Raw genomic sequence first — 23,101 nt, forward strand, 5'->3', positions numbered from 1 at the left:
CAGCGGAGTCCCACGGGGGACTCCCCGCTATCTGCGAGCTTCGTCACGACTTCGTCACGAGGGTCAAGACAGGGTTGACGAACAATGCGGGTTGTATTAGATACTGCGAAGTTCGATTGTAAGTGTATTGCTGGCTACAGCTTGCGGTCCAAAACACGCCTCCGGGATGGGCCGGGTGACGGATTCGCCGTCATGACTGGGAACGCCATAGTACTTTGGAAGGCATTGTCGAGATTCGACCATGATCAAAGTGAAGAATCTCACCAAGATGTATGGTGACCGCCGGGCGGTCAACAACATTTCATTTCACATTGAAGAGGGCGAGATCGTCGGCTTCCTCGGGCCAAACGGCGCTGGGAAAACGACGACCCTGCGCATTCTGACGTGCTACATGCCGGCCACACACGGCACCGCGTCGGTCGCGGGATTCGATGTTTTCCGGAATTCGATGGAGGTCCGCCGTGTCATCGGCTATCTGCCCGAGAGCACGCCGCTCGATGTACAGATGCGCGTACGCGAATACCTTAACTTCCGCGGGAAGATTCGCGGAATGGACCGAGCCTCGCGCGACGCAGGCATTCGGCGGGTAGCGGACCTTTGCTGGCTTGGCGATTTTATCAATCGACCGATCCACCAGCTTTCGAAAGGCATGAAGCAGCGCGTGGGACTCGCCGACGCCCTGCTGCACGATCCGAAGGTGCTCATTCTGGACGAACCGACTGTCGGCCTCGACCCGACCCAGATCCGCGAGACGCGCAATCTGATTCACGAACTCGCCAAGCGGCATACCGTCCTGCTCTCGAGTCACATTCTCCCGGAAGTTGAAGCCACCTGCGAACGAACGATCATCATCGCAGGAGGCTCGATTGTCGCATCCGGCTCGCCCGAAGAACTGAAGGCCCGAATTCGGGAGGGATCGCGTCTGATTGCCGAAATTGCCGGGAGGCCCGACGAACTCGAGCCGGCGATCTCGAAAATTCGCGGCGTCAAGAAGGTGGACTGCACCACCGAGAATGCCTGGAGCCGGTTAATGGTGGAAACCAGCAAAGACGCCGACCCCCGTGAAGATATCTTCAAACTGGCGCGTGAGAAAAACTGGAGCCTCCGCGAGCTGCGCCTCGAGCAAGGCAGCCTCGAGGAATTCTTCGTACGAATCACGGCCGAACAAATGTCCAAGCAGCGTCCAAGCAATCGGGAGGTGCATGAATGATCGCTCGTGTGGTCGCACTGACCCAGCGAGAATTATCGGCGACATTTCTCTCGCCGGTTGCCTACATTGTCGCCACGGTCTTCCTCGTGGCTTCAGGCTACCTGTTCATGTCCAACACGCTGATCGACGGCGGCGAGGCTTCGATGCGTTTCATGCTCGACAGCATGGCCTGGCTGCTCATCTTCGCCATTCCCATGTTGACGATGCGACTCATCGCAGACGAATTCGCGACCGGCACGATTGAAACACTCATGACAGCGCCGATCAGCGACGTGGAAGTCGTACTCGGAAAGTTTCTCGGCGTATTTGCCTTCTATCTCACCCTGCTCGCGTCGACAGTCGTTCACGTCTGGTTGTTGTCACGTTACGGCCAGCAGGATGTCATCGCCCTGCTCTATGGCTATCTTGGCATGATCCTGCTGGGCGCGATGTACATTTCCGTCGGACTTCTGGCAAGTGCGGTGACCCGATACCAGCTTGTCGCCGCGATTGTCGGAACGGCCGTTTTAGCGCTGCTGACGATTCTGATTGACACCTTCGCGTCGCTGGAGGGCGGCCAGTGGAGGCTCGTACTGAGCCATGTGAACGTGCTGTTCCATTTCCAGAATTTCAGCAAAGGCATATTTGACACGAAGGATCTCGTGTTTTTCATCACTGGCACCGGGCTTTTCCTATTCCTCACGGTCAAGGTATTGGAGTCGCGTCGATGGCGGTGAATTCGAGCATAACCCCGAGTGAATCGGACAGGACGGGCCGGCCTCTGGCGATCGGCGCCAACGTCGCGCTGAGCGTGGTCCTAGCGGTCGCGCTGGTCGTCGTCCTGAACTGGCTGGCCACGATGCGGTCGGTTCGCAAGGACATTGCGACGATCGGAAACCTCGGCGTCAGCGAACGAACCAAGAAGATTGTCGCGGAAACACCGGGTGATATTTCCATTTCGGTCGTCTATGCGCCGGATCCGAGGAACAAAAGCCAGCAGAATTACATCGAACGCCTGATGGACTACTGCGGCGACCTGGCGTCGCTTTCTGATAAAATCAAGGTGACGCACGTCTCGTCAGCGCGACAGCGCGAGGAACTTGCCGCAAAACTCAACAAGACGCTGGGCGGTGAAGCCGATCAGCACAAGGCCGCTCTGGCCGACTTCAGGACTTTTCGCACACAACTTGAGGTCGAACTGGCCCGTATCGCGGCTCAGACGGATTCGATCCTCGGACAGGAAACCTGGCTCAGCGATTTCCCGCTCTTCGCACAGATCGTTCTGAACCTCCGCGATATTGCGAAGGACCTGGACGAAGCGGCTGTTGACATTGAAGCCCTCACGCCCGAAGGCGGAATTCCGAAATTCGCCGAAGCGACCGAGCGTGCCAAAACCGCTGTGACCGAAGTGCAGAAAACGCTTGAAGCCGTATCAAAGCTGTCGAATGAGCTGGCTCGCCTCGCCGACAACGTCGCGCGGGCGGATTCGGCCAGCGTGAAAATGCTCCGCGAAGCGGCAGACTCGGCAAAATCTCAGATCGATTCGCTCCGGCTGACCGTTGGCGCTCCGAACGATCCCTTTCCGGATGATGTCGGTGCGACACTTAAGCGCTATGCCGATGCCGGGCAGCAGGTCGGCGCAACGCTTGAAGGCATCGTAAAGAACATCGATGCCCTGGCCAAGCAGTTTCCGATGGTTCGGCAGCACAGCCGCTGGTCCGCCCGAGTCCAGAACGGGCCGATTGTCATGCAAATGGAAGTGGCCGACATTCTGTCCGACATTCGCGGCGGACTTTCGAAAACCCGGCTACAGCTTCTGGGAATCATCGACTCGAAGGACCCGGATCAGATGTCGCAGGCACTGAGAGTCATTCGATCCGAAACCGTTCGCCTCGACCAAAGCGCGTCGGCATGTCAGCGTCTCTTGACGGAACTGGCGGATCGGCTGGCGACGTTGGACGATGGGTCCGCCGAATTCCTGAGGGCCGCCCGCGACGGAGGGCTCTTCAAGGAACAGACAGAATTCGCCGCCAAGCTCGTTGAGAAACTATCGGCCCTGCCGGAACTGAAGCTGGGAAATGTCGCGGGCAAACTGGTCGAAGACAACAATGTAATCGTACAGGTCAATCAGAAGCTCCGCGTCCTTGAGTTTGACGCCGTGTGGCCCGCTCGCGAGACCATTCCAGGTTCCGGATCGGATGATCGCGACGTCGCGCGCACGTTCAACGGCGATGCGGCCGTCTCTTCGGCATTGCTGGCCTTGCGCACTGACAAGCCGATCGCGGCGGTGACATTCGTCTCCTTCGAGCCCCCTCCACCCCAGCAGCGGAATCCGTTCATGCCGCCACCTCCGCAAAGTGCGGTACCGACGGCCGAATTGAGTGAACTGCGTTCGCGGCTCGATGCCGCAAATTTCCGAATCTACGATTGGAATCTCGCCACGACACCGGAGCGACCGGAGATTGAAGCGGGCCTGAACGATCTGCTGATCGTCCTTCCGCCTGCGCCGCCTGCGATGCCCAATCCTTTCGCTCCTCAGACCGAAGAACCCCGATTTGGCGATGAGCAACTGGAACAGATTCGAAAGGCGCTTGACGCGGGTGCGCGGGCGCTGTTCGTCGGCGCATGGGAAGTCATTCCCGCGGGCATGTTCGAACGCAGCTACAAAACGCCGCAATTCGGATACAACCCGCTGCTGGAATCTGACTGGGGCATGACGCTGGACACCTCAAAGCGGATCCTGTCGATCGAGGTTGACAACCAGACGCCCGACGGCTTCTTCGTCGGAGTTCGAAAATTCAGCTACATGCCGATCACCGGCTTCACGGATCATCCCGTTGCCGCACCACAGATCGGCACGCGCTTCCTCGTGACCGATTGTGTCCGGATTGACCGCGCCAAGACGCCGCCCGCCGGTGTCAGGAGCGACGTGTTGATCGAGGTCCCGCGGCGAGAGGACTATATCGCGGTCTCGATCGAGCAACTCATCGATATCGTGAATCAGATCAATACGTCGCGCGACCGCGGTGTCGTGCGGATGTCGCAAGCCACCGAGCGTGGTCCGTTTGACCTGATGGTGGCCGCGACCCGCGCGGCCGCCGGCGAAAAACCCGAAAGCCGGGTCGCGCTGCTGGCCTTTGGTGCGAGCCTCCGCGATCGATATGTCAAATCGTCGATTCTGGCCGACACCGAACGCGCGAGGTTCGAGTCACCACCCAAGGAATCTCTCGACCTGGTGGTCAATACCATGTACTGGCTCAACGGCACCGAGAACTTCATCGGTCGCGGCCCTGTTCCTGTGCCGAGAATTCGTGCAATCTCGGAACAAGAACTGGCATTCGCTCGCGTATTCGTGTGGCTGATCTGGCCGGCAGTGGTATTCGCTTCCGGATTCGTCATCTGGATGTTCCGGCGGCGATGAAGGTCAAAAGTGGACGAACTGACGGAAACTGGAGGCGCAGGTGCGCTCGTCGTGATGGCGATGAAATCAATTGGAACATGTCGGCGCAGGAAGAACCGGTGAAGCGAAACGCGATACGGCCGCACGCCACTCGCCGCAATCACCGACAGATTCGCACCTGTCTGTTATGAAAGAAACGCGATGAATCCGAAAACGACAATCGTTCTTGTGATTGCATTGCTGCTCGCCGTTGTCGGCGTCTGGTTCAGCATGCCATCAAAGGAAGCGGTCGACGAAACATTGGATCTCTCGCCGAAGCCTCTCCTGGGCTTCGCGGTGGACGATGTGACCGGGTACGAGTTCAAGCAGGGTGATGAGCCGACATGCATCTTCGTTCGCGATGGCGAACGATGGCGCATGACCGCCCCCACGACCGCCGTCGCGGAGAATTTCACCATCAACGACGACCTCACGAAGATCGTGGGACTCAAGTATGAACAGGCGTACCAGGCATCTGACCCTGATCGACCCTCCGACGAAATTACCTCCCTTGTTCGGCCGCTCCGCGTCATCAAGCTCACGCGCAAGAACGGAAAGTCCGTGGTCGTGCGTGTCGGCGCCGCGCAGAAGCTTTCACGAAAAACCTACGCCCAGATCGAGGGCGACCAAACCATCTACGCCGTCACCGGTGATATCAACTCCGAACTCCGCCGAAAACTGTCGGACTACCGCGGTAAGCGCCTATCCGAATTCAAGATAGGAGACGCTGTTCGGATTGACATCAGCGGCTCGGAGAATTGCCGACTGGTGAAGGCGGATTCCGGTTGGATGCTCGAAGATCCCGTCCGGGCACGCGCGGATCTTCAATCCGTAAACAAGGTTCTTAATGCGATCGCCAACATGAACGCCCTGCAATTCGTCGAAGACCAGCCCCGATCGTTGAGGCCCTACGGCCTTGAAAGCCCACGACTGATCGTGCGCGTCACCACGGAACAGAAGACGCCAAAGCCCGCGCCGGAGTTTGAAGGGCCGACCACCCAGCCGATGCCGGTCGAGTATGATGTCGAGACCAGGGCGATTGAAGTCGCGTTCGGCGGCGCTGCCGAAAACCGCGTTTTCGCGAAGCTGAATGAGCCCGCGTCGAGTGCAGTTTTCCAGGTCAATGAGACCCTGCTCAAGGATGCCGGTCCGACCGCAAATGACCTTCGCGATAAACGACTTGCAATGGCGCAGTTCGACCGCGCGAGCACGATCAAGCTCACAATGGGCGGCGAATCCGTCCAATTGGTGCGTACGGGCGGCACGTGGACCATCGCAGGAGATGATGGTAATTCGGCGCCGGCTGAGTTCGCCGCAGTCGACGAGTTGATCAAGACGCTGCGTGATACCAGGGTGCTCGGCTTTGAGGCGACGGAATTGCCGGAATACGGGCTCGCGAATCCCAGCGTCACGATTGAACTCACAATCGAGGGAGATCTATCGCCAATCAGCCTGGCCCTGGGCAGCGAGACCCCAAGCAGAACCGGCGTCTATTTGAAGAATCTCACCGACCAGTTCATTGCAGTGATTCCGAGTGCGGCCGCCGAGAAACTGCGGCGGCGCCCCGTCACGTTTCGGACGCGGGAGATCATCTCGTTCGATTCGTCCAATGTCATTCGGCTGGATGTGATCCGCCCGAACGAAACGCTCATCGCGGAAAAGACGAACGGCACGTGGTCCCTGACCGCGCCGGTTTCGGGACGAGCCGAATTAGGCAACGTCACCAGAATCCTCGCCGATCTTTCCGCATTGCGCGGCCGTAGCGTCGTCGCGCTGGCGAACGAAGCGGCGAACTACGGGCTGACGGATACCGCAACGAAGGCCGTCATCCACCTTCAGCCGCCGACTCCATCGACCCAGCCGACCGACGCGCTGGAGCCACAGCCAATCGTCGAAACAGTTCGAGTCGCCCGTCATGCGGGTCTGATCTACGCCATGCGCGAAGGCGGCGCAACGATCTGCGAGATCGACGCACTGGTCGCCAACAACCTCGACGCGGAACTACTCGATACAAACGTTTTCGTGATCGAACCGGCGAAAATTCGGAAGCTTGCGTTCGAGGGTGGGGCGCCATTCACGTTTGAATTCAACGGAGACGCATGGAAACTGGTCGGCGAAGCTACGTTCGCCGTCGATGCGAACAAAGTGACCCCGGTCCTGGCGACGTTGCGCGACTTGAAAGCGAGCCGATACGTGAAGTACTCGGACGCCGAGCTTGCCCAGTACGGACTGGACGCGCCGGAACTGACGATTCGCGTCACGGACGACACCGATCATGTGTCGAACCTCATGATTTCACCGCGTGGCCCCGCCGATGGTGGCCGCTATGCGATGTCTTCTATCGCTCCCAATCGGGTCTTCGTGATTAATGCGGAAGATATCGCCAAATTGATAGTGAAAGTGACTGATTTCCAGCGAGCATCCTGAGCCTGGCCTCGGCCCGATACAAAAGGAACAACATGCACATCGAAAGCGGGCCCAAGACAGAGCGTCTTGTCCGGAACGGATTGTTTTTTCTGATGGTGGCGGGCTTCGGCGCGGCCTTTCTTTACGACGGATACAAAGGCTATGAAAAAGCCAACTTCGAAGAACACCTGAAGGCGATCGATCCGCAGGATCGCGACGCGGCATCCCGTGCCGTCGTCTATTCAAGGATCAATTCCAGCCGCGAAAAAGAGATCAGCCAGGAAATCACGACCATCACAAGCAAGCTGAGCGCATCCGCTCAGCGTGATGCAATGATCGCGGCGTTCGGAGGGCCGCCGTCCTTCGAATCATCCGATGAAATCTATTACTTCGGCCCGGACTATCGAATCAAATTCACTGTGCGAGGCGGCATGCTGTATGAGCCCGTCGGCAAGACCACCGGTCACAAAATGACCGATCTCATTTCGCAACGGATCATCGGGTGGGTGCTTGCGGCGGTCGGCGTCGTCACGAGCGTATTCCTGATTCGCATCATGCTTACACATTGCCGCGTTGATGACACCGGCATGACATACCGCTTCGTCGGTCATGTGAAATGGGAAGACATGAAATCGCTCGAGTCCACGCGATTTATCAAGAAAGGCTGGGTCGACCTTGTCTGGGCCGACGGCGGCGCGGAACGGCGCGTTCGTCTGGATGAATACCACCTCAAACGCTTTCCCGAAATCATCGCTGCAATTTGCAAAAAGAAGGGATTCGACGATCCCGTCGCCAAGGAACAGGCCATGAAGGCCGCAAAAGCGATTGAATAATCGGGCACGGTGGTAAGCGCCGCTGGAATTCAATCCAGTCGAATCGGCCTGATTTGCTGCGGAGCTCGGGGAAGCGCGGGCGCCCTTGAATGCGATCCGCCTGGCACCGCGGGCGCAGGCGGCAGGCTCCGCTCCGATACGGCGCCTTCGTGTGTTTCCGAGCCCGGCCTGGCAGGCGATGTCACTTTTGAACCGGCGCTGCGCTGGCCCGTTGGCGGCAGCATCTCGATCCGCCCTTGAATCACGCCGCCGTCGCGAACGACCAGTTTTCCGGCGCGAACATCTCCATAAATCCGCCCGGTCGAATCGACCTCCAGGCACTCATTCGCAAAAACCGAGCCGTTGACCTTTCCGCGAATCGTAACATTGTTGGCGGTGATCTCGACGTTTAACTGGGCCGGCGCCTCAACCAGAATATCTCCGCAGGTCGCGAGCGTCCGCCCGGGATGCGCACCGACAATTCGCAAACTCTCCAGCGTCGCCCTCTTTTGGCAGTGCGGGCAAAAGACGGATAAGGCCTTCGCCGCGACGCGCATCATTCCGCGACAGTGGCAGCAGCGGACAATCTTGGTTGTCGCGGGATCGCTCATCAGCTCCTCATGCGAGTGGGCAAAGTATTATCCCGATTTTCGCGCCGATTCCAACGGTACAATCATGGATCGGCCTGTAAATCTTCGCACCACGGATCGCGCGGCCGGCAGTGCCGGCGTCAAAACGAGGTCCCAACGAACCGAAACCGGGCATACCCGGATATGCTGGCGGAGGATTCCTCGAACTCGAAGGGGTCCAGGCTCGTTGTATAGGGAGGGATAAGTCAGATGATTCGAAGGATGTGCGGCGTCCTTTCCGCAATGTGGAACTCACCCTGTGAGAATGGTTCATATCGTGTGGGTAATTTGCGCAAAGTCTGTTCAAGCTTAATGAAACGACGCCGAGCGAGAGACCAGATTAGGTAAATGTTCGATTGCAGTGACGAGCAATTCACAACTCTAACTCTCGCCACCTTAGGGCGTTACGACGACCAAATCCGTCCAATCAGTGCGATTTCGTTGACAATCGCCGCCCCGCTCGTTTAGGATATTCTTCATATGGCAAAGTCAAGCTCACCCAGTTCGCGGACGGGACGCAAGTCCAAGAAGGTGGATGCACCCGCTCGAAAGGGACGATCCCCGAAAGCCAGTCAGCAAACCAGGGCCAATAAATTGCCCGCCAAATCTTCACGAACGCGGGCGCAGGCCGCCACGGTCCTGAAAGCGCCTCGCCCCAACCGAGCCGCCCTAAAGCGAGCCTCGTTGTGCGAAGCGGCGCTGGGCCTCAAGCCGATCAAGACCTACCAGTCTGCATTGGACTTCCTCGCGCTGCAGGTCAATTACGAGCGTCGGCCGCCGAAGCGGCAAGCGCGCGGCGCTTTCACGCTCGCCAGAATGAGCCGACTCCTGAAGGACCTTGGCCACCCTGAACAGAAATTCAAGAGTGTTCACATCGCCGGGACCAAAGGTAAAGGCTCGACGGCCGCAATGCTTTCTCAAATGCTGGCGAACAACGGCTTTAAGGTCGGCGTGTACACATCGCCACACATTGTGGATTTGCGCGAGCGCATCGCAATCAACGACGAACTGATCCCCAAGCAGACGCTGACCAAGCTGATCGCAAAAGTCGCGGAGATTTCGCGAGAATACCCGCAGAGCGATCGCCCCACTTTCTTCGAAATCCTGACCGCGATTGCATTTCTCCATTTTGCCGAGGAGCAGGTGGATGTCGCCGTACTCGAAGTCGGTCTTGGCGGGCGATTCGATGCGACGAATCTTGTCAAGCCCGAAGTGTGCGGCATTGTCAATATCAGTCTGGATCACATGGCGCAGCTGGGTGACACCGTCGAGCAGATCGCCGAAGAGAAGGCCGGCATTTTCAAGCCCGACATCCCCGTGGTTGCCGCGCCTCAGCCCTCCGGCGTGAAGAAGGTGCTTAAGCGCGTGGCGGAGCAGGTTGGTGCCAAGCTCTACTTTGCCGGCGATGAGATTCGGTTCAGCTACCGCTTTGAGGCGTCCCGTGGAGGGCCGCAGGCGCGCATTTGCGTGACCACACCGACCAGTCACTTCGATCATCTGCTTGTGCCCCTGGTGGGTGAACATCAGGCGATCAATTGCGGTGTGGCGCTCGGCATGCTCGATCAACTGAAGAACCGCGGCTTCAAAATCGACGATGAGCGTGCGATCAGCGGACTCTCGCGGGTCAGACTTCAGGGCCGCATGGAAATGCTCTGTGACCAGCCGCGCGTGCTTGGTGACGGCGCGCACAACGCCGCCAGCATTGAAGCATTGATGCGTGCCATCGGCCAGAATGTCCCGTACGACAGCATGGTCGTCATCTTCGGCTGTTGTTCAGACAAGGACATTGACGGCATGCTGCGCCAAATTCAGCTCGGCGCCGACAAGATCATCTTCACGCCGATCAAGTCGCCCCGCTCCGCGGACCCCGCTGATCTCGCTGCCAAGTTCGCGGAAGTGTCGGGTCGCATGGCACAGGTGTCGCAGAGTCTTGAGGAAGCGCTCGAAATTGCTGAGAAGGCCATCACCCGGGAAGACCTGATCTGCATTACCGGTTCGTTCTATCTCGTGAGTCAGGCGAAAGCGATTTTCGAAACTCATCCTCATCGCGCGATGTCCATGATTGTTCAGACTGCGTAGGCGGATTCGCGCGCATCTGTTCATTCGACACCCCGGCCAGCAGGAACATCACCGTCCACCCCAGGGCGCCCAATGCGCCAAGGGCGATACGCCCGAATGCCGGGGCAATAAAGATCGAAAATCCCAGATACACCCAGAAAACCAGGCCCATCGCCGCCGTCAGGATCATCGGCAGTCGGCCGGTTCGCAGGCGGTCGTGCTGCATTCCGAATCCGACTCCAATGAGCAGCAGGCCCCCCACAAATGTCGAGACGACGACGGCCGTGGCCCACAGGTCGGGCGCCGGCGCATTTCGAAGAGCCTCCGGCGAGACATCTGCCAGCTGCGTGACGGGCAGACGATCCTGCCAACAGTTCGCAGGCCACCAGCAGCACATCATCGATGCAAGAATGAATCCGACCGATTGATAAACGAAGCCCGTGGCATGGGCGAAAGCGCGTGGAGAAGGTGCAGGATTGTCGTCACGAGCCGGCTTGTGCGCGAACCCTTCGGCGCCGCCAGTGGGTGATACGCGAGAAGGATCATGATCGGCAGACGGGTCGGTCATTCTTCCCGGAAGATAACCGGGCTCGGTAGTCCTCGTCGACGGGCATAGGGCGAAATCATGCCGCCGAAATTCAGTCCCCTTCCGCAGCGACGCGGCCGCAATGGCCGGGCCGCCGCCGGCAGGCTACCTTACGCGATGGATCAGAGATTGCGCCGTGGTCTTGATGCCGCGTATTCGACTTGAGAGCGCTTCTCGGTTTGGTGCGTATTCCATCGCCGTGTCCATGCCAACCAGCTCGCGACGGACAATGTCCGCCAGCGACGTGGTAAATGACATCATCCCCTCGTTCTCGCTACCGTCAATGAGCGCGGGCAGGTCCTGATCCTGTTCCTTGCGGATCAGATCCTTGCAGGTTGCGTTGTTCAGAAGGACTTCGGTCGCCGGGATGCGTGCTCCATCCTCGGCACCGGGGAGCAAACGCTGCGCGCAAATGGCTCGCAGTGAATTCGACAACGAACTGCGGACAAACTCATGCTCCTGCCGCGGAAAAAACTCCAGAACGCGGGCGAATGCCTGCATCGCATCGGCCGTATGAAGGGTGCCGAAAACCAGGTGCCCCGTCTCCGCGGCCTGCAGCGCGGCCGTCATGGTGAACTTATCGCGCATCTCGCCGACAAAGATCACGTCAGGGTCTTGTCGAACAATGTACTTCAAACCCTCGCCATAGGTCGGAATGTCGATACCTATCTCTCGTTGCGAGATGATCGACTTCTTCGGCCTGAAGAGATACTCGATGGGATCCTCGATCGTGACAATATTCTCATGCCGCGTGGTGTTGATCTGTTCGATCATGGCGGCAAGCGTCGTGCTCTTCCCGGAGCCGGTCACTCCCGAAATTATGATAATGCCCTCGCCGGTCTCGGCGATGACTTTCTCGTAAATCGGCGGGAGGTGCAGCTGTTCATACGAGGGGATTGTCGGATTGACTCGGCGGATCGCGGCATTCATGACGCCACCGGCGCGAAAGATGTTTACGCGGAAACGCTCGCCTTCGGACAGGTGCGTCGCGAAGTCGAGATCGCCGTTTTCCTCGTAAAAAGCCCGCCGCGCCGCGGGAATGATCGGCTCAAGGCACTTTGCAATCTCCTCTCCGGACATCGCGGGCAGACTCACGCTTCTCAGGATTCCGCCCACTCGATAAACCGGCGGCAGCCCGGCTTTCAGATGCAGGTCGGACGCTCCATGCGTCTTCATCGCCGTCAAAAGCGCCGTCGCAGTGATCTTGTCTGACATGGCTCGCCTTTCCAAATCAACGTCACATTCGCGCACGCCCGAAGTGCGGGAGCATGATTCTTCTGCAATATCATGATACCCTATCGCCTTGGCAGCCGACAACGAAATCTCTCGAATCGGCCGCATATCGCAGCGATACCATTCAAGAGACTTCCGAGTATCGCAGGCTGACCGGCCCGGTAAGTGCGGATGGCCGATTCGACGTACGAGGCGTCACACGAGGGAGGTCTACGCGACATGTCCTCGGCATCCTCTTAGACTGGTGGGCGATTCGCGAGCGGCAAAATGGCAAGGACGTTCTATTACTGGGATACGACATGCCTTGAGCATGACACGGGGCGACACGTCGAGTGCATCGACCGCGCTCGACGCCTTGAGCCGAGCCTCCTTCAGCGCACCGTGCCGAAGCTCGATCCCCAGCCCATCATCGAACACGACGCTGTCGAGTGGATCTGCAAGCTGCACGTCAGAGACTACCACGACTGGGTTCGCCAGCGGTGCGAAACCCAGGCTGAACGGTCACTGCTTGACCACGGCGACACCGTTGTAAGCCCTCGCAGTTATGCGGCTGCCATCGCTGCCATCAACGCGGCACTGACTGCCGGCGATGCAGTCGCCTCCGGCCGGTCATCGAGCGCGTTCTGCGCGGTGCGGCCGCCGGGTCACCACGCCCTGCCGGATGAAGCGATGGGATTCTGCCTTTTCGGAACGATCTCGATTCTGGCTCGGTATCTGCAACTTCAGCACGGCGTGGGTCGCGTGGCAATCGTGGATTGGGATGTTCATCACGGCAACGGAACGCAGCATTTTTTCTACGAAGACCCGAGTGTGTTTTTTGTGTCACTGCATCAGCACCCGCTCTGGCCGGGTAGCGGCAGAGCCAGCGAGCGCGGCGACGGGCCCGGCGAGGGTTTTACGCTCAACGTACCGATTCCCCCTTTCTCGCCCGAGACGGAATACCTCTCAGCCTTCGAGACGAAGGTGCTTCCGGCCCTCGATGCATTCCAACCTGAGTTTCTGCTCATCTCGGCCGGTTTTGATGCACACGTCGCAGATCCGCTCGCCAGTCTGCAATTGACGGAGGCGAGCTTCGGACAGTTGACGCGATGGCTTCGGCAATTGGCCGGTCAACACTGCGGAGGGCGGATTATCAGTTGCCTCGAAGGCGGCTACGACCTCGATGCGCTGGAAGCCTCGGTTGCAGCACACGTTAGCGCACTGATGGAATGACCTGTGCCAGGCGCGCGACGGTGCGCGAAGCGGCATCTGGACCGAAACACACGCAGCCGCTATCATAACCCGCTATTCGACATACTCTTACGGAAGGCTGGTTGAAACGTGCAGTTCAGAATCGTCAACGAATATGATCCGCTCGAAGCCGTTCTGGTGCATCGCCCCGGGGCGGAAATTGACCGACTGACTCACGAAAACATGAAGCGCTACCTGTTTGAGGACATCCCCTTCCTGACAGGAATGCAGGAGGAACACGACGAATTCGTGGGCGAAATGCAGGATCGAGATATCAAAGTATGCTATCTCGAGAAGATGCTGCGCGACGTCCTGATCCAAGGTCCGGCCAAGGCGCGGCTGATCGAACAAGTCTGCATCAACAACCAGGCGCCGGCGATCGTGCCCGACCTTCTCGACGAACGCCGCGTTTCGAACGAAGCGCTCGTTCGCATTCTTTTTGCCGGACTGACCAACGGCGAGTACTACGAGTTGACCGGTCGACCGCCGCTCAAAGACGTGACGAAAAACATCTTCATACTGCCGCCGATTCCAAATTCCTACTTCTCACGCGATCCGGCCGTCGTCGTGGGTCGTTGCGCGATCAGTTGCAAAATGCACTATACCGAGCGCGTCCGCGAGACGATTCTTGTGCGTGCGGTGCTGGAAAACCACCCTGAGTTCGCCCACCACCAGATACTCTACGGTGCATCCACAAGCCCGATCGAGGATCGCCCGTTTACCATCGAGGGCGGAGATGTCATCGTCATCAATGAAGAATCCCTGCTCATCGGGGTAAGCGAGCGTACGCGGTCAGAGACGGTGAAAGTCTTCGCTCGCAAGGCGTTTTCGGGCGGTCAGATCCGGCGCGTCTATGAGATTCCCATCCCGTCCGAACGTTCATTTATGCATCTTGACACCGTCTTCACGATTGTGAATCGCGGCGTCGTCGTCTGGTATCCCGGCGTGATGGAGCGCATCTCACAAATCGAGAAGTTGACGACGGACGGAAGCGGCGGGCTTGTCAGCGTTCAGGAGACGCGAACCCTCAGCGCAATTCTCAGCGACGAATTCGGAACCGAGTTGAAGGTGATTCCATCCGGCGGCGGAGATGAGCACTTCGCCACGCGGGAACAACGTACGGACGGGACCAACATCCTCGCGATCGCACCCGGTGTCGCTTGCACCTACCGACGGAATCAACGCACCATCGCGGCAATGGAGAAAGCCGGCATCGAGTGTATTTCCATTCCCGGATCGGAACTGGTCCGCGGCCTCGGTGGACCGCGCTGCATGACCATGCCGCTTCGTCGCGGCGCTCGTGACTGAGATCGCGTCGCAGACTCGACCGGCCAGTACAGATCGTCCAGACGACCAAATCGCTCCAAACCGCACAAACGAGCGCCGGCGCGCCGGACGATTATCCGACGTCGGCTGACAGCCCCTGTCGCGTCTGCGTTTGCGCGCAGCGTCCTATCATACTCAGGGGCATTGAAATGAGGTGACCAGGCGCCATCCCGCGCGGCACCGGTGATGCCAATTTCTACTCGCAGCCAGTCAGTTCTTTTTCTTCACGGAGGCCGGCGGCGCGACCAGTCGCCGGATGCTCGACACGATCGCATGGATGCGAAAAGAGGCGCAGCCATGTATCGCCACGGAGTGACATCCCCGTCGCTTTATTTCGCCATCGTTTTGACGGCCGCGGCGTTGCTCATTGCGACGCTGGTTGGCTGTCGCTGCGAGGAGCGGTGGGAACCTGTCACCCTCGGTGCACCGGCGTTGCTGTTTGATGACCCGATGACTGTCCCGCTGGCATCGACGGAGATTGGCCGCAATCAGTGGCCCTCGGTCACGGGACCGCTCGAAAGCATCGAAGAGACCTACTACTACCAGTACACCCGTGATTATCAGGGCAACGCATTTCAAGAACGGAATGCCCCGATCCGTGTGTTCAGCACGGTTCGCCGAGGTTCACAAGTCCGCTGACATCACCGCCAATCGGCGGATAAATCATCACCAGAACGACCAATCAGGCGGCCGGATCAGGCCGCGCCGGCAAGCAGAAGCATGAGCGCCTTTTGCGCGTGCAGCCGGTTCTCTGCTTCATCGAAGATCGCAGCGTTCTTTGTGCGGGAAATGTCGTACGTGATCTCGTCGCCGTAGTGTGCCGGCAGACAGTGCAGCACGACGCAATCCGGATTTGCCATCTTGAGCACATTCATATTCAACTGATAGGGCACGAAATGGGCATGCCGTCGCTGTGCATCGGCCTCCTGGCCCATGCTGGCCCAGACGTCTGTGTAGAGCACGTCCGCGCCTTTCGCGCCGTCTTCGACACTGTGGGTCGTCCGGGCGCTACCGCCGGTCATGGCCGCGATGTCCGCGGCTTTCCTGACGACATCCGCATTCGGCTCAAAGTCCTTCGGCGTCACGATATTGACATGCATTCCCGCCAAGGCGCCGCCGAATAGGATTGAATGGGCCACATTGTTGCCGTCGCCAAGGTACGTGAACTTTAAACCCTTCAGCTTGCCCCGCCGCTCGGCAATGGTCTGAAGGTCGGCGAGAATCTGGCACGGGTGCGAAAAGTCCGACAGACCATTGATCACAGGCACGGTGGAATGTTTCGCAAGATCCTCGACGATGTCATGGCCGAAGGTTCGAGCCATGATCATGTTGCACATTCGCGAAAGGACAATCGCGATATCCTCGGTCGTCTCCCGCTTTCCGATGCTGATGTCGGATGGCCCAAGATAAATTGCATGGCCGCCCATCTGCGTCATGCCGGCTTCAAACGAAACGCGCGTTCTGAGCGATGGCTTCTGGAAGATCATGGCCAAGGTCTTCCCGGTCAGTCGGGTGGCATACTCCTCGGGGTGCTTTTTCACCTTCGCCGCTGTATCAAGAATCAGTTGCAATTCATCGGGGGAGAGATGGGCGAGCGAGACCAGGCTCCTGCCCTTGAGGGATTGACTCATGGAAAGTGGCTCCTGCCTGTTTCAATCAAAGCTGAACGCTCAATATCGCCAGCGACACGACGTCGTGAACATGGGGATGTCCATCGCGGGGTATGCTACGGGACGCTCGATAGAATTCAAGAATCGACGGCCGGTCACTTTCTGCTTGAGCAACGATCACGCGATTCATCTGAATCGCGGATTCGAGCGAATGATCTCCGTCAGCCGGTCAACGCCGGACCCGGCCAGTTCGTACTCAACGCGCACATGCGGCTTGTTGATCTGAATGAGCTTCCCAAGATCGATCGGTGTGCCGATTGCCACGATATCGCAGTCGGCCGCGCTTATGGTCGCTTCCAGATCGGCGATTTGTGCCGCACCGTATCCCATCGCCGGCAGAATCTCTTCCATATGAGGGTATTTCTCATACGTTGCCTTGATTGACCCCCTCGCCGACGGACGTGGATCAACGATGGCGGCGGCGCCGAATTCGCGGGCCGCCACATAAGCTGCGCCGTACCGCATCTCGCCGTGAGTCAACGTCGGTCCGTCTTCGACTACAAGGACACGACGCCCGCGAAGACGCTCACCATCCCGGCAGATGATCGCCGAATCCGCGCGAATCACGGTGGCTTTGGGGTTCATGGCGGCAGCGTTGAGTTCCACCGTCTTCACGTCTGACGGCCGCGCCGTGTTAACCTTGTTGATAACAATGACATCAGCCATCCGAAAATTGGTCTCCCCGGGATAGTAGCCGGCTTCGTGTCCGGGCCGGTGCGGATCGGTCACGGTAATGAGCAGATCTGACTTGAAGAACGGCGTGTCGTTGTTGCCGCCGTCCCACAGAATCACATCCGCCTCAGCCTCCGCAGCCGCAAGAATCCGGTGGTAATCCACTCCGGCAAAGAGGAGGTTCCCGTTTTGTATGTGGAGTTCATACTCCTCGCGTTCCTCAATGGTGCAATCGTATTTGTCCATGTCAGCAAGCGTGGCGAAGCGCTGGCACGCCTGCTTTGCCAGGTCGCCATAAGGCATTGGATGGCGTACAACGGCAATGCGCTTTCCGGCACTCTTCAGTGCCGAGGCTACGCAACGCGTCGTCTGGCTTTTTCCGCAGCCGGTGCGTACGGCGCAGACTGCAATGACCGGTTTCTTCGACGGCAACATTGTAGGCCGCGTGCCCAGCAGTTCGAAACTCGCGCCGGCGGCATTGATCCGAGATGCCATGTGCATCACATATGAATGCGGCACATCCGAATAGCTGAACACCGCAAGGTCGATACCGTGTCGGGTGATAAGCGATTCCAACTCGGCTTCAGGTCGAATCGCGATCCCATCGGGATAAAGCGGCCCCGCCAGCCCAGGCGGATAACGCCGATCCTCAATGTTCGGAATCTGCGTTGCGGTAAACGCAACCACCCGGAATCGGCTGTCATCGCGATAGCAGCAGTTGAAGTTGTGAAAATCTCGTCCGGCGGCCCCCAGGATCAGAACGGAAATCGGCTTGCGTTCGGCCATGTTGCGCTCCTTGAACGGCGTGTTCGGACACAACGAATTTGCGTAAATTCCCGTGCAAGTTGCGTGCGAAATGGGGCGAGAATTCCATTTGCCTCGCCTGAGTTTGTGTTGTATTTTCTAAATAGCCGAAGCGACACAGCCCGTGCCAAATACCCGGCCGTGCGACTGAGAAAGGCCGGGGGCGTCAGGCGAAGAGCACAGCTCTTCTGATCCGGCCTGCCGGAGCGCCAACGTTCGCAAGGGGCGTTCTCGCTTCGGCCTTTTTTTTTGCGCAACAAGTCCGGCGCTGCGCCGGGAGCCAGCGCCGCGCGGCCGCAATTCACGCATTTCGTATTAACCGCTGTAAGAAAGGGCGGATCTCTCACTGAGCCTGAGCGGAAAGCAAAACCGGCCCAATCCGCTCCATTGCCCAATCAATATCGCTCTGCTCAATGATGAGGGGCGGCGCGAATCGAATCACGTCCTCATGCGCATCCTTGCAAAGAATGCCGTCGGCCATGAACTTTTCGCAGAACCAGCGGGCCTTCGGGAAATTCGACTTGATCTGGACGCCGATCAGCAACCCACGCCCACGGACCTCGGCCACTGCCGGCGCGCCGACCGCCTGGAGCTTGCTCTTGAAATAGGTGCCCAGTTCCTTGGCCCTCTTCTCAAGCCCATCGTTCCTAATCATGTCGATCGCGACCCGGGCCACTGCGCAGGCGAGCGGATTTCCGCCAAAAGTGGAGCCATGATCGCCCGGTGAAAACACACTCATGATCTCGCGCGACGATACAACCGCCGAAATCGGCACAATGCCGCCGCCGAGCGCCTTACCGAGGCACATCGCATCCGGCCTCGCATCTGCACCGTCATGCTGCCAGGCGAAACGATCGCCAGTGCGGCACAAACCGGTCTGTATTTCGTCCGCGATGAAGAGAATGTTGTGCTTCGTGCAGATCTCTCGCACTTTCCTGATATAGCCATCAGGCGGCACAAGGATCCCGCTCTCGGCCTGAATCGGCTCGACAAGGAACGCAGCAGTGTGCTTGGTGATGGCTTTCTCAAGCGCAACGGCATCGCCAAACGGCACGAGCGGAAATCCCGGCGTGAATGGACCGAAGCCATCCCGATACTGTGCGTCCGTGCTGAAACTGACAATCGTCGTTGTGCGGCCGTGAAAGTTGCCTCGGGCGCAGATAATCTCCGCCTTATCGGCTTCGATTCCCCTTTTCTTGTAACCCCACTTGCGGGCCATCTTAACCGCAGTCTCAACAGCTTCGGCTCCGCTGTTCATCGGGAGCACCGCCTCGTAGCCGGTCAGTTCGCAAAGCTCCTTGCAGAATGGCCCGAGTTGGTCGTTGTGGAACGCCCGCGACGTCAAGGTGACCTTGTTCAGCTGCTTCGTGGCAGCCGCGATGAGTCGGTCGTTTGAGTAGCCGAAGTTGAGTGCGGAATACGCCGCGAGCATGTCGAGATACCTGTTCCCGTCGACGTCCGTCACCCAGCACCCTTCGCCGGACTCGACGATGATGGGAAGCGGGTGATAGTTGTGAGCGCTGTAAGCATCGACAACCTTGAGGTGTTCGCAGGTCTTTGAGTCTGTAGTTGCCGTCGACATGTCAGGTATCTCATTTCGGGTTAGGGTGTTTTTTGACAAAACATCGCGATCGCCGACTAGCCTGCCGAGGCGGCAGCCACGCCGACGCATTCAACGTCGCGGATATTACAGTACTGCAGCCCGTGGCGGCAAACCCCCGACTCGCTTGCCCACGCCCGGCCGCGCGTTACAATTCGACCGACGCCAGTGGTCCCCGTAGCTCAATTGGATAGAGTGTCGGCCTCCGAAGCCGAAGGTTACAGGTTCGACTCCTGTCGGGGACGTTTATTTTCCGGGCGCGGAACAGGAAAGGCCCGGGACCGGAGCCGCACGAGCAAATCTGACATGTCTGAGAACACACCGGTCACGCAGATTCTTCCGCACGACGATGTCCTGCTGATTCTGGTTACGCGCCGAATTCTTGACGACCTGTCAACCGAGGAACTTGTCGACACGGTCCATACTCAGGCCGGCAGCCGGCCGAGAGTGCCGATTGTCCTGGACATGAGTCGCGTGAAATTCGCTCCAAGTGTCGCGCTTGGTTCTCTGGTTCACCTTAGCAAGAGCTTTCGCCTGGAAGGCCGGCGCGTGGCGCTCATCGGTGTCGATCATCGCGTTCGCGGAACGATTCGCGTCACCCAGCTCGATAAGGTGCTTGAGATTCACGATACCGTGGCCCAGTTGCTTAGTTCACCGCCAAAGCAATAGCGACATCGCGTTGTCACAAAACGCAGGCCTGCGATCGGCCTCCGGGGGGCCGACTGAACCGCCTAAGCGATTGAGATTACACGTCAGAAAACTCCGGGTCTTCCCCTCCTCGCGCGTTCGATGGTGTGCGCGCCTGACAAACACTTCGCGGCGCTATACAGCCGGCGAATCAGCGTCCGATACTGCCCCGCATTACCGGCTGATTGATTGTGCCAAAGTCGATCCTCGCACGAAACTCCGGGGCATGCTGCGTAAGATCGAATGTGAGCGCGGCCTGCATGTGTGGACACAGGCCTTCGAGTGGCATGCAAAGTGAGATCGAGACCATGACCCAGTTCACGCTCGGTATTCTGGCATTCTTTGTCAATATCCTGTCACAGGCCGTCGGGTCGTTTTTTGAGTTCGTAATCAATCCCCTTCTTACATTCGCAGTTGACGGATTCATCAGTTCGGGCACCGGCACTCTTTGAAACGAATTCGCCGACCGATATTGAATGACGCGTCTGCCCCACCGGCTCCTTCCATCGGCAGGTCCACATAATTCCCGAAAATCCCCTCGACAGGGCTGAGGCACTGGCAAACCGCGCGTCCGCGAACCGGTTGCACTCTCTCTCACCCAAATCGTAGATTTTCAGCAGCGAACCCATCTTGAACGGTCGCGCGCCTCGGACGCCGACCCGCGGTTCCGCCATTGGCCAAATAGTTAGTTTCCGGTCGCATGAAGCCAGACATGCGACTCTCCGCTCGTACGTCCCTGCGGCGTGTCCGAGCACCCAGCGTTCCGAGGGGGCCTGCCGTGCGATCTCTCATTCTCATCACCGCCTGTCTACTGAGTTCATACGCGGCGACGACTCTCGCCGAGGAGTTTCCGAATCAACATCACCTGCCTTTCCGTACCGTGCAGCCATCCGGAGCGATCATCACGCTCACCTATCAGGGAGACGAGCACTTCAACTGGTACGAAGATCCGAATGGCTATACGGTCGTTGATTCGCGCGGCGCGTTTCGATATGCAACGCTCGACGCCGACGGCCTTCTCGCTCCCACCGAGCACCTCGTCGGTGAAGTCAATCCGATGGAAATCGGGCTTGTCCCGGCCATTTTGCCCTCGACCAAAGCCATTTCACGCCAGCGCGAGAAATCTCGCGAACGTCAGGCAGCACGCGGCGTCCCCTTGAATGATCGAATCCCCCAAGGCGCTACACTGATCGAAGGCTGCATCCTCTTGCCGCAGTCGGCCGCCAGCGAAAACGCCGAGGACCCCGGCGGCAATGTGCAGCGCGGCGTAAGCACGACCACGCGGCACTGGACCAACGGCGAAGTGTATTACACTTTCGATACGGCCGTCGGATCGACCGAGCGATCGGCCATGCTGGAAGCCATGCGATCCTGGGAGGCCGTCGCGGATATCCGATTCATTCAGCGTACGAATCAATCGAACTACATTTACATCTTCAGCGGCACAGGCAATTGGTCCTATGTCGGGATGATCGGCGGTCGCCAGGACCTGTCAATCTACAACTGGGACTACAAGTACATCATGATGCATGAACTGGCCCACGCGCTCGGCGTCTGGCACGAACAATCGCGCGCCGATCGTGATTCATATATTCAGGTCAACCTTGGAAACGTCCAATCGGGAATGGAAAGCAATTTTGACATTCAGAATGGCGCGCAACTGCATGGCGACTACAACTTCGACTCCATTATGCACTACGGACAATGCGCCTTCGCCAACTGCACCTGCTCCAGCAGTTGCCGAACCATCTCCTGCCTTCCGGCTTATTCAGAATGGCAGGCCCAGATCGGCCAAAAGACCCATCTCTCCGTCGGCGACGCTGAGAACATGGCCTTCCTTTACGGCAGCGCCGCCACTGTTTCCGGCATGGCGCAAATGACGAATCCCTCGACAGACGGCTCATTGATTACTGGCGGAAATATCACCTTTGAGTGGACGACAGGCTCGCTCGTTCAGGAATATCGACTCACCGTTGGCAGTTCAGCCGGAGGCACGAATTATCACAACATCACAGGGCAGATGACCAACGCAAGCGTCAGCGGATTGCCAATCGAAGGCGGAAACGTGTACGTTCGGCTGTATTCCAAGATTGATGGAACATGGTACTTCAACAGTTATATCTACATCACGGACCTGTGTCCGCTCGGGCCCGATGCCAACGACGCGGACGGCGACGGTGTGCCCGACGCATGTGACAAGTGCCCCGGATTCAATGACGCCATTGACTCAGACGGCGACAGCATCCCGGATGCCTGCGATCAATGTCCGGGCGAAGACGATCTCGCCGATCTTGATAACGACGGCATCCCGGACGCATGTGATATCTGCCCGCAAGGCGCGAACAACCTCGACGCAGATAATGACGGCATTCCCGATGCCTGCGATCCATGTCCGACGATCAACAATTCTCTTGATTCGGATAATGACGGCGTCACAAACTGTCTTGACGAATGTCCGAACGATCCGGACAAAACGCAGGAGGGAATCTGCGGGTGCGGCGTTGCGGACATCGACTCCGACGATGACGGCACGCCGGATTGCAACGACGGCTGCCCATTCGATTCAACAAAGCTGTCGCCCGGCGAAGATGGATGCAATGCGACCGAGCCGATCACCGGCGGCGGATTGCTCGGACAGGGTCCGGGCGGCGTTGCCGGCGGAGGCTTCTGCGGCGCCGGCGCATCCGCCGCGGCCATGCTTTCGGTGGGACTGTTGCTAATTCCGACCCGATCGACTCGACGAAGACGAGGCCGATGAAC

The 23,101-nt window shown here is 58.6% G+C and carries 18 protein-coding genes and 1 tRNA gene; 13 read left to right on the plus strand and 6 right to left on the minus strand.

Annotated features, from left to right (window positions below; all coding sequences use genetic code 11):
• The first annotated feature begins 241 nt into the window (after positions 1-241).
• The 5 genes from KF841_07100 (at position 242) to KF841_07120 (ending at position 7,867) form a co-directional block, all read left to right on the plus strand.
• A complete protein-coding gene (locus KF841_07100; GenBank protein ID MBX3395121.1) occupies positions 242-1,210 on the plus strand; it encodes an ATP-binding cassette domain-containing protein in 969 nt (322 codons plus the stop codon).
• A complete protein-coding gene (locus KF841_07105) occupies positions 1,207-1,926 on the plus strand; it encodes an ABC transporter permease subunit (GenBank protein ID MBX3395122.1) in 720 nt (239 codons plus the stop codon). The genes KF841_07100 and KF841_07105 overlap by 4 nt, the downstream gene beginning before the upstream one ends.
• Positions 1,917-4,610: a hypothetical protein gene (locus KF841_07110; protein MBX3395123.1), complete on the plus strand. Its 2,694-nt coding sequence runs from the start codon at positions 1,917-1,919 to the stop codon at positions 4,608-4,610. Before KF841_07105 ends, KF841_07110 begins: the two co-directional genes overlap by 10 nt.
• A 180-nt stretch (positions 4,611-4,790) precedes the next feature.
• Entirely contained in the window at positions 4,791-7,055 is a 2,265-nt protein-coding gene (locus KF841_07115; GenBank protein MBX3395124.1) for a DUF4340 domain-containing protein, read from the plus strand.
• A 32-nt stretch (positions 7,056-7,087) separates the two neighbouring features.
• Complete coding sequence (locus KF841_07120) at positions 7,088-7,867, plus strand: hypothetical protein (GenBank protein ID MBX3395125.1); 780 nt, start codon at positions 7,088-7,090, stop codon at positions 7,865-7,867.
• Between the two features lie 29 nt (positions 7,868-7,896).
• Here the strand turns inward: KF841_07120 and KF841_07125 are convergent, their stop codons facing one another.
• Entirely contained in the window at positions 7,897-8,457 is a 561-nt protein-coding gene (locus tag KF841_07125; protein ID MBX3395126.1) for a polymer-forming cytoskeletal protein, read from the minus strand.
• Between the two features lie 498 nt (positions 8,458-8,955).
• Between KF841_07125 and KF841_07130 the strand changes: the two genes are divergently transcribed.
• On the plus strand, positions 8,956-10,554 hold the full coding sequence (locus KF841_07130) for a bifunctional folylpolyglutamate synthase/dihydrofolate synthase (protein MBX3395127.1): 1,599 nt from the start codon (positions 8,956-8,958) through the stop codon (positions 10,552-10,554).
• Here the strand turns inward: KF841_07130 and KF841_07135 are convergent.
• Together KF841_07135 and KF841_07140 are read right to left on the minus strand one after the other, a co-directional pair.
• Complete coding sequence (locus tag KF841_07135) at positions 10,463-11,101, minus strand: hypothetical protein (protein ID MBX3395128.1); 639 nt, start codon at positions 11,099-11,101, stop codon at positions 10,463-10,465. The two genes, KF841_07130 and KF841_07135, sit on opposite strands and share 92 nt — an antisense overlap.
• A gap of 123 nt (positions 11,102-11,224) precedes the next feature.
• Positions 11,225-12,334: a PilT/PilU family type 4a pilus ATPase gene (locus KF841_07140; GenBank protein MBX3395129.1), complete on the minus strand. Its 1,110-nt coding sequence runs from the start codon at positions 12,332-12,334 to the stop codon at positions 11,225-11,227.
• Positions 12,335-12,619: 285 nt separating this feature from the next.
• Here KF841_07140 and KF841_07145 point away from each other — a divergent pair, with 285 nt between their 5' ends.
• The 3 genes from KF841_07145 (at position 12,620) to KF841_07155 (ending at position 15,547) form a co-directional block, all read left to right on the plus strand.
• On the plus strand, positions 12,620-13,564 hold the full coding sequence (locus tag KF841_07145) for a histone deacetylase (protein ID MBX3395130.1): 945 nt from the start codon (positions 12,620-12,622) through the stop codon (positions 13,562-13,564).
• A 108-nt stretch (positions 13,565-13,672) separates the two neighbouring features.
• The gene (locus KF841_07150) at positions 13,673-14,890 is read left to right on the plus strand and encodes a hypothetical protein (protein MBX3395131.1); all 1,218 of its coding nucleotides are present in this window, start codon (positions 13,673-13,675) and stop codon (positions 14,888-14,890) included.
• 315 nt (positions 14,891-15,205) lie between these two features.
• Entirely contained in the window at positions 15,206-15,547 is a 342-nt protein-coding gene (locus tag KF841_07155; protein ID MBX3395132.1) for a hypothetical protein, read from the plus strand.
• Positions 15,548-15,603: 56 nt separating this feature from the next.
• Here KF841_07155 and argF read toward each other — a convergent pair whose 3' ends face one another.
• The 3 genes from argF to rocD form a co-directional block, all read right to left on the minus strand.
• Positions 15,604-16,539, minus strand: a complete 936-nt coding sequence (argF, locus tag KF841_07160; protein MBX3395133.1) for an ornithine carbamoyltransferase — start codon at positions 16,537-16,539, stop codon at positions 15,604-15,606.
• Between the two features lie 165 nt (positions 16,540-16,704).
• Complete coding sequence (locus tag KF841_07165; GenBank protein MBX3395134.1) at positions 16,705-18,036, minus strand: GTPase; 1,332 nt, start codon at positions 18,034-18,036, stop codon at positions 16,705-16,707.
• Positions 18,037-18,397: 361 nt separating this feature from the next.
• Positions 18,398-19,636: an ornithine--oxo-acid transaminase gene (rocD, locus tag KF841_07170; protein ID MBX3395135.1), complete on the minus strand. Its 1,239-nt coding sequence runs from the start codon at positions 19,634-19,636 to the stop codon at positions 18,398-18,400.
• Between the two features lie 189 nt (positions 19,637-19,825).
• On the opposite strand from rocD, the gene KF841_07175 reads away from it, so the two are divergent.
• From KF841_07175 to KF841_07190, 4 genes are all read left to right on the plus strand, one after another.
• Positions 19,826-19,899: transfer RNA gene (locus KF841_07175), tRNA-Arg, on the plus strand.
• Between the two features lie 61 nt (positions 19,900-19,960).
• Positions 19,961-20,323: an STAS domain-containing protein gene (locus tag KF841_07180; protein ID MBX3395136.1), complete on the plus strand. Its 363-nt coding sequence runs from the start codon at positions 19,961-19,963 to the stop codon at positions 20,321-20,323.
• 326 nt (positions 20,324-20,649) lie between these two features.
• Positions 20,650-20,793: a hypothetical protein gene (locus tag KF841_07185; GenBank protein ID MBX3395137.1), complete on the plus strand. Its 144-nt coding sequence runs from the start codon at positions 20,650-20,652 to the stop codon at positions 20,791-20,793.
• Positions 20,794-21,119: 326 nt separating this feature from the next.
• Positions 21,120-23,099: a thrombospondin type 3 repeat-containing protein gene (locus KF841_07190; protein MBX3395138.1), complete on the plus strand. Its 1,980-nt coding sequence runs from the start codon at positions 21,120-21,122 to the stop codon at positions 23,097-23,099.
• The last annotated feature ends 2 nt before the right edge of the window (positions 23,100-23,101 follow it).

Source organism: Phycisphaerae bacterium, from assembly GCA_019636475.1.
In the GTDB taxonomy this organism is placed as follows: Bacteria; Planctomycetota; Phycisphaerae; order UBA1845; family UTPLA1; genus JADJRI01.

Coding starts and splice junctions, on each gene's coding strand:
- KF841_07100 (MBX3395121.1), top strand. CDS start 242: ATGATCAAAGTGAAGAATCTCACCAAGATGTATGGTGACCGCCGGGCG.
- KF841_07105 (MBX3395122.1), top strand. CDS start 1,207: ATGATCGCTCGTGTGGTCGCACTGACCCAGCGAGAATTATCGGCGACA.
- KF841_07110 (MBX3395123.1), top strand. CDS start 1,917: ATGGCGGTGAATTCGAGCATAACCCCGAGTGAATCGGACAGGACGGGC.
- KF841_07115 (MBX3395124.1), top strand. CDS start 4,791: ATGAATCCGAAAACGACAATCGTTCTTGTGATTGCATTGCTGCTCGCC.
- KF841_07120 (MBX3395125.1), top strand. CDS start 7,088: ATGCACATCGAAAGCGGGCCCAAGACAGAGCGTCTTGTCCGGAACGGA.
- KF841_07125 (MBX3395126.1), bottom strand. CDS start 8,457: ATGAGCGATCCCGCGACAACCAAGATTGTCCGCTGCTGCCACTGTCGC.
- KF841_07130 (MBX3395127.1), top strand. CDS start 8,956: ATGGCAAAGTCAAGCTCACCCAGTTCGCGGACGGGACGCAAGTCCAAG.
- KF841_07135 (MBX3395128.1), bottom strand. CDS start 11,101: ATGACCGACCCGTCTGCCGATCATGATCCTTCTCGCGTATCACCCACT.
- KF841_07140 (MBX3395129.1), bottom strand. CDS start 12,334: ATGTCAGACAAGATCACTGCGACGGCGCTTTTGACGGCGATGAAGACG.
- KF841_07145 (MBX3395130.1), top strand. CDS start 12,620: ATGGCAAGGACGTTCTATTACTGGGATACGACATGCCTTGAGCATGAC.
- KF841_07155 (MBX3395132.1), top strand. CDS start 15,206: ATGTATCGCCACGGAGTGACATCCCCGTCGCTTTATTTCGCCATCGTT.
- argF (MBX3395133.1), bottom strand. CDS start 16,539: ATGAGTCAATCCCTCAAGGGCAGGAGCCTGGTCTCGCTCGCCCATCTC.
- KF841_07165 (MBX3395134.1), bottom strand. CDS start 18,036: ATGGCCGAACGCAAGCCGATTTCCGTTCTGATCCTGGGGGCCGCCGGA.
- rocD (MBX3395135.1), bottom strand. CDS start 19,636: ATGTCGACGGCAACTACAGACTCAAAGACCTGCGAACACCTCAAGGTT.
- KF841_07180 (MBX3395136.1), top strand. CDS start 19,961: ATGTCTGAGAACACACCGGTCACGCAGATTCTTCCGCACGACGATGTC.
- KF841_07185 (MBX3395137.1), top strand. CDS start 20,650: ATGACCCAGTTCACGCTCGGTATTCTGGCATTCTTTGTCAATATCCTG.